A 6,000-nucleotide genomic window follows, 5' to 3' on the forward strand; every position below is an offset into this window, starting at 1 on the left:
CCCGACCAGCCGGAGTCGCACCACCATGAACGCTGTCGACACCCCCGTCACCCAGCCCGACCCGAACGACCCGCTGGCCCTCGCGGAGCTCTTCGCGGGCGGCGGCGAGCCGTGGCTGCCGCTGCTGAAGCCGGTCATCGAGGCGCGGCCCGGGGCGGCCTCGTTCATCGGCCCCGGCCGCGGCCCGGAGGTCGTCCCGGTCCGCGAGCTGACCTTCCAGGCGCTCAAGCCGCACGCGCCGCACAAGTGGAAGGTCGTGGTCTTCGGCCAGAACCCTTACCCGCGACCGGAGAGCGCCACCGGCATCGCGATGTTCGACAACACCTTCCACGACTGGAAGGACAGTCAGTTCGGCCGGGTGATCAGCATCCGCTGCCTCATCAAGGCCGCGGCGATGTGGAAGTACGGCATCCCCAAGAAGACGCCGATCGCCGACATACGGGCACTGCTGAAGAAGGAGCGGACCGTCCAGCCGCCGGAGTGGTTCCAGGCGATGCTCACCCAGGGCGTGCTGCTGCTGAACGCGGCGCTGACCGCGAGCAGCGACGGCGCGATGGGGCCGGACCAGCACGCCGGGTTCTGGCGGCCGGTCGCCGAGCGGATCGTGGAGGAGATCCTCCGCGCCAAGCAGCAGGCCGCCGAGGAGGACCGCTTCGTGGTCTTCGCCTGGTGGGGCGCGCACGCGCGCAGCCTGAAGCAGGTCGTGCTGCGGCTGGAGGAGAAGTACCCCGAGGTCGAGGTCCGTCACATCGACCACGCCAACCCGGCGGCCCAGGGGGACCTCTTCTGCGACGGCGAGCACTTCGCCACGGTGAACGCGGCCCTCGCCTCGCTCGGCGCCGACGAGGTGGACTGGCTGCCCAGCACGGGGTGGGACGCCCGGTCGGCGCAGGGCGGCGGGGCGGACGACGGGGTCGCCGAGCGGATGGGGGCCTTCATCGCCTCCACCATGGAGCTGCACCAGCTCTACCTGGAGCGGCTCGCGGGGGTGAAGGACGAGGGCCTCGTCCTGCCCGCCATCACCGGCGTGTTCGACACCCCGGTGATGGGCTTCCGGGAGGCGGTGGCGCCGGTCGCCGAGCTGCTGCGGGGCCTGGGCGGGCACGTGTCCCGGTCGCAGGAGTTCGGCGAGCGGCGGGTGGGCGGGGCGGCCGCCGGGCTGTCCGCCGACGAGATCTCCGCGCTGTACCTGTACACCTGCGAGTCCGCGTTCTACCGGGAGATCAACGCGGTGCTGCGCTCGCCGGACCGCGGTCGGCTGGTGCCCTACCTGCCGTACCTGCGGCTGCTGTTCGCGGCGGTGTCCCGGCTGCCGGCGCGCACCGCGCCGCTGTGGCGAGGGGTGTCGCTGGACCTGCGGCGGCAGTACCCGCTCGGCAGGACGGTGACGTGGTGGGGCGTGTCCTCCTGCACCTCCGAGCTCGGGGTGGCGCAGGCCTTCCTCGGCGGTCGGGGCAAGCGGACGCTCTTCGAGGTGCGCCCGGTGCGGGCCGTCGGCATCCGGAACTTCTCGGCGTTCACCGGCGAGGAGGAGTTCATCCTGCTGCCCGGCACGCAGTTGGAGGTCACGGACGTGCGGACCGAGCGCGGCGGCCTGTGCACCGTGACGCTGACCGAGCTGGAGGAGGCGCCTCTGGTGTCCTGACACGTGTCCCGGGAGCCCTGGCCCGCCAGAAAGCTTAACCAGGTTAGTATTTTTACTGAGTTTGGTTATGCTGGAAGTCGACCAGCAGGCGAGCCCGTTGTGCGGGAAGGGGCGCGAACGATGACTTCGGAGAAACGGAACCTCGACGGCGAACTGGAACGGGAGCGGGCCTACGTCGAGGTCTGCCGGGCGGCGATGACCCGGCAGGTCGAGGACGCGAGCCACCAGGTGGTCGCCGGTGAGGACGTCTCCGGCGACGGCGCCGGCGCGGAGGCGCTCGGCCGGTACCTGCGCACCCGTGCCAAGCGGATGAGGGAACTGCCGGAGAGCCCGTCGTTCTTCGGCCGCCTGGACTTCGCCGACACCGCGGAGGCCGGGGGCCACCGGGGGCAGCGCTACTACGTGGGCCGCCAGAGGATCTCCGGGGATCCGACGGTGCCGCCGCTCGTGGTCGACTGGCGGGCTCCGGTCTCCCGGGCGTTCTACCAGGCGAGCGCGCGCGATCCGCTCGGGCTGGTGCGGCGCCGGCGGTTCGGCTGGGCGCCGTGGAGCCCGGGCGCGCCGGAGGACCTGACCGGGCTGGAGGACGAGCCCCTCGGCGGTTCCGGACGCTCCGACGGGTCCGGCTCGGCGGGCGGTGGTGAGGCCGGCCCGGCGGGCGGTGCCGCGGGCGGTGCCGGCGGCATCCTGGCCGCCGAGATCGAGCGGCCCCGGACGGGCCCGATGCGGGACATCGTCGCCACCATCCAGCCCGAACAGGACGCGCTGGTACGGGGCGAGTTGAGCGAGTCGGTGTGCGTCCAGGGCGCGCCCGGCAGCGGCAAGACCGCCGTCGGGCTGCACCGCGCCGCGTACCTGCTCTACAGCTTCCCGCAGCGGATCCGGCGCGGCGGCCTGCTCGTCATCGGCCCCAACCGGACCTTCCTGCGCTACATCGCCCAGGTGCTGCCCGCGCTCGGCGAGATCGACGTCACCCAGAGCACCGTCGAGGACCTGGTCGCCGCCCGGCCGGTCACCGGGGTGGACGACGAACGGGCCGCCGTGGTCAAACAGGACGCGCGGATGGCCACGGTGCTGCGCCGGGCGCTGTACGGCCGTGTCCGCTCGACGGGAGCGGAGCAGTTGGTCGTCCCGGACGGCTCCTACCGGTGGCGGGTGAGCGGGGAACGGCTGGACCGGGCGGTCGCCGAGGTGCGCGAGCAGGCGCCGCCGTACGCGATCGGCCGGGAGAGCCTGCGCACCCGGGTGGTGGCGATGGTCCGGGACCAGGCCGAGCGCCGCTCCGGCGTCAGGTCCGGCGCCTGGACGCGGAGGATCGGCCACGGCAGACCGGTCGCGGCCTTCCTGGAGACAGCCTGGCCGAACCTGCGCCCGGAGGCCGTGGTCACCGCCCTGCTGAGCGACCCGGCCGTCCTGGCCGAGGCCGCCGACGGGGTGCTCGGCGCCGAGGAGCAGGAGGCGATCCGGTGGCACCGGCCACCGCGTTCGGAGCGAAGTGCCAGGTGGTCCGAACACGACCTGATGCTCCTGGACGAGGTGGCCGGGCTGATCGAGCACCCGGCGGGCTTCGGCCACGTCGTGGTGGACGAAGCCCAGGACCTCTCTCCGATGCAGTGCCGGGCGATCGCCCGCCGCAGTGCCTTCGGCTCCCTCACCGTCCTCGGCGACCTCGCCCAGGCGACCGCCCCGTGGGCCGCGAGCAGTTGGCCCGAGCAACTCGCCCACCTGGGCAAGCCGCAGGCCGCGGTGGTTCCGCTGACCGCCGGCTTCCGCGTCCCGGCCGCGGTGATGGCGCTGGCCAACACCGTGCTGGGCGCGCTGGAGGTGGACGTGCCGCCGGCCGTGTCGCTGCGCCGGGACGGCGAGTTGGCGGTGCGGAGGGTGTCCGGTGGCGGACTCGGCGCGGCGGCGGTGTCGGCGGTGCGGGCCGCGCTGGAACGGGAGGGCTCGATCGCGGTGATCGCGGCGGACGGCGGGGTGCCGGAGGCCGTCGAGGCGCTCCGCGCGGCGGGCATCCCGGTCGGCGAGGCCGAACTGGTCGGCACCACGGGGCGGGTCACGGTGCTGCCGGCCTCGCTGGTGAAGGGGCTTGAGTACGACCACGTGGTGGTGCTGGAGCCGGCGGCCATCGTGGAGGCCGAACCGCGCGGTCTGCACCGGCTGTACGTGGTGGTGACCAGGGCGGTCTCCCGGCTGGACGTCCTGCACGCCCGTCCGCTGCCCGCGCCGCTGGGCGGGTGACGGTGGGGTGACGGTGGGGGGCTTGGGCATGGCGGTGGTGCGGGATCGCGCCAATCGCGGTGGTGGTTCGGGCAATTCGGGGAAGCGGCGGTCGAAGTGCCGGGCGTTCGGAAGGATTTCCGTATGCCTACGATCATCAGACTGGCAGGAGCCGGTCTCGCCGCAGCCTTGTCCCTGACCGCCGCCACCGTCGGGGCGGGTGCCGCCCCGGCGCACGCCGACGGTCCGACCGTCGTGCGTCAGCGGATCGTCCTCGACATGGCGGGGAACTACCCCACCGAACAGAGCCGGCTGGGCGTCTTCTCGGTGGCCTGGCGGGTGTTCGGCGCCGAGGACCTCACCGGGCCGACCCACTTCACCGTCGATCTCCCGCCCGGGCTCACGACCGGCGGCGCGATGTTCTACTCCACGCCGTACGACTACACCTTCACCGAGACCGTCTCGCCCGACGGCCGCCACCTGGAGGCCGTCCTGGACGGCAACCGCCGTCCCGGCACCGAGGAGTTCATGAAGATCCCGGTCGTCGCGGACGGGACCGGCCCGGTCACCGGCGCGATCACCGCGAGGGTGGCCAACGCCAACGACACGCTCCCCACCGGGCACGTCCGCACCCATCTGCTCGGCATTGGCCTGCCGCCGCCGCTGGTCGCCCTGCCGCCGCGCATCGACGACGTCAGCGCCACCACCGGTCCGGGCGCGGGCGGCACGCCCGTGACCTTCACCGGGGCCAACCTGGCCGGCGCCATGGTGCTGGTCGGAGGTGTCCCGGCACCCGGCAGCTGTACCGACACCGCCTGCGCGGTGACCACGCCCGGCGGCTCCGGCAGCGCCGCCGTCACGGTGGTCGGACCGGGCGGGACGGTCCGGACGCCGGCGGCGTTCGACTACACCGGCGCCCCGCCGCCGCCACCGCCGGCCCCCGCGCTCTCCGGGCTGAACACCCCCTCCGGACCGGTCGGCGGCGGCACCGCGGTCATCGTGACCGGCGACGACCTCGCCGGCGGCACGGTCTCCTTCGGCGGTCGGCCCGCCACCCGCCACTCCTGCGGCCCGCAGCTGTGTACCGCCACCGCGCCGGCGGCCGACCAGGCCGGCCCGGTGGACGTCACCGTGACCACGGCGGGCGGCACCAGCACGCCGGTGGTGTACACCTACACTCCATAGCGCGCGGTTCCGCCGGGGTGACCGGCCCCGCGAAGACCGGCCCCGGCCGCCAGGGAGAGCAGTGCCCTGGGGGCCGGGGCCGGCCGTTTCCGCCCGGTGCGGCACCCGGCCCCGTCGGCGGCGGTGCCACCGCGCCACCTCGCCGACCGGGCCGTGCGGCCCCGCCGCCCGAGCACCAGGGGCCACTACCGTCGGAGTCCAGCACATGCGAAACAAGTGATTTGAAAAATTCTTCAAGTTCATACATGCTTTCGTGCCGTTGGACCGGCACGAGGCGCATCCGGGCGCCGCCGGGCGCGGGAAGGAGCGGTCGTGACCGCGGCAATCGGCGAGCGCCGGCCGACAGTCGGCCGGTCGAGGGAGGCCACTCCATGAGCCTGGCCACCGCACTGTCCGACCGGGTGCGGGCCGTCCTGCCCACCCGGGCGATCCTCGCCACCATGGGCCGCTCGCCGCGCAAGGACCTGCTCGCCGGCCTCACGGTGGCGATCGTCGCGCTGCCGCTGGCCCTCGGCTTCGGCATCTCCTCCGGCGCGGGCGCCGAGGCCGGCCTGGCCACCGCGGTCGTCGCGGGGGCGCTGGCCGCCGTCTTCGGCGGCTCCAACCTCCAGGTGTCCGGGCCGACCGGCGCCATGACCGTCGTCCTCGTCCCGATCGTCGCCCGCTACGGCACCGGCGGCGTGCTGACCGTCGGACTGCTGGCCGGGCTGGTGCTGGTGCTCCTCGCCCTGCTCCGGGCCGGCCGCTGGATGGCGTACGTGCCGGTGCCGGTGGTGGAGGGCTTCACCGTCGGCATCGCCGGGGTCATCGCCCTCCAGCAGGTGCCCGGCGCGCTCGGGGTGGCCAAGCCCGAGGGCGACAACCCGGCCGTCGTCGCGGCCCGGGCGCTGCGCGCGTTCGCCACCGCACCGCACTGGGCCTCGGTCGGGGTGGCGCTCGCGGTCGCGGCC

Annotated in this window: 4 protein-coding genes; all 4 read left to right on the forward strand. The window is 74.2% G+C overall.

All coding sequences use genetic code 11. The features are described from left to right. Positions 1-25 precede the first annotated feature (25 nt). Positions 26-1,645, forward strand: a complete 1,620-nt coding sequence (locus tag ACFRMQ_RS04470; protein ID WP_380726811.1) for an ADP-ribosyltransferase domain-containing protein — start codon at positions 26-28, stop codon at positions 1,643-1,645. Between the two features lie 120 nt (positions 1,646-1,765). Then, a complete protein-coding gene (locus ACFRMQ_RS04475) occupies positions 1,766-3,886 on the forward strand; it encodes a HelD family protein (RefSeq protein WP_380726813.1) in 2,121 nt (706 codons plus the stop codon). A gap of 123 nt (positions 3,887-4,009) precedes the next feature. Beyond that, entirely contained in the window at positions 4,010-5,050 is a 1,041-nt protein-coding gene (locus ACFRMQ_RS04480) for an IPT/TIG domain-containing protein (protein ID WP_380726815.1), read from the forward strand. Between the two features lie 371 nt (positions 5,051-5,421). Further along, on the forward strand, positions 5,422-6,000 hold a 579-nt coding region (locus ACFRMQ_RS04485; RefSeq protein WP_380726817.1), incomplete at its 3' end, for a SulP family inorganic anion transporter.

It is taken from the genome of Kitasatospora sp. NPDC056783 (assembly GCF_042789895.1).
Classification (GTDB): Bacteria; Actinomycetota; Actinomycetes; order Streptomycetales; family Streptomycetaceae; genus Kitasatospora.

What these genes read in the sequence shown, in the direction of transcription:
- ACFRMQ_RS04470 (WP_380726811.1), top strand. Translation starts at nt 26, where the DNA reads ATGAACGCTGTCGACACCCCCGTCACCCAGCCCGACCCGAACGACCCG.
- ACFRMQ_RS04475 (WP_380726813.1), top strand. Translation starts at nt 1,766, where the DNA reads ATGACTTCGGAGAAACGGAACCTCGACGGCGAACTGGAACGGGAGCGG.
- ACFRMQ_RS04480 (WP_380726815.1), top strand. Translation starts at nt 4,010, where the DNA reads ATGCCTACGATCATCAGACTGGCAGGAGCCGGTCTCGCCGCAGCCTTG.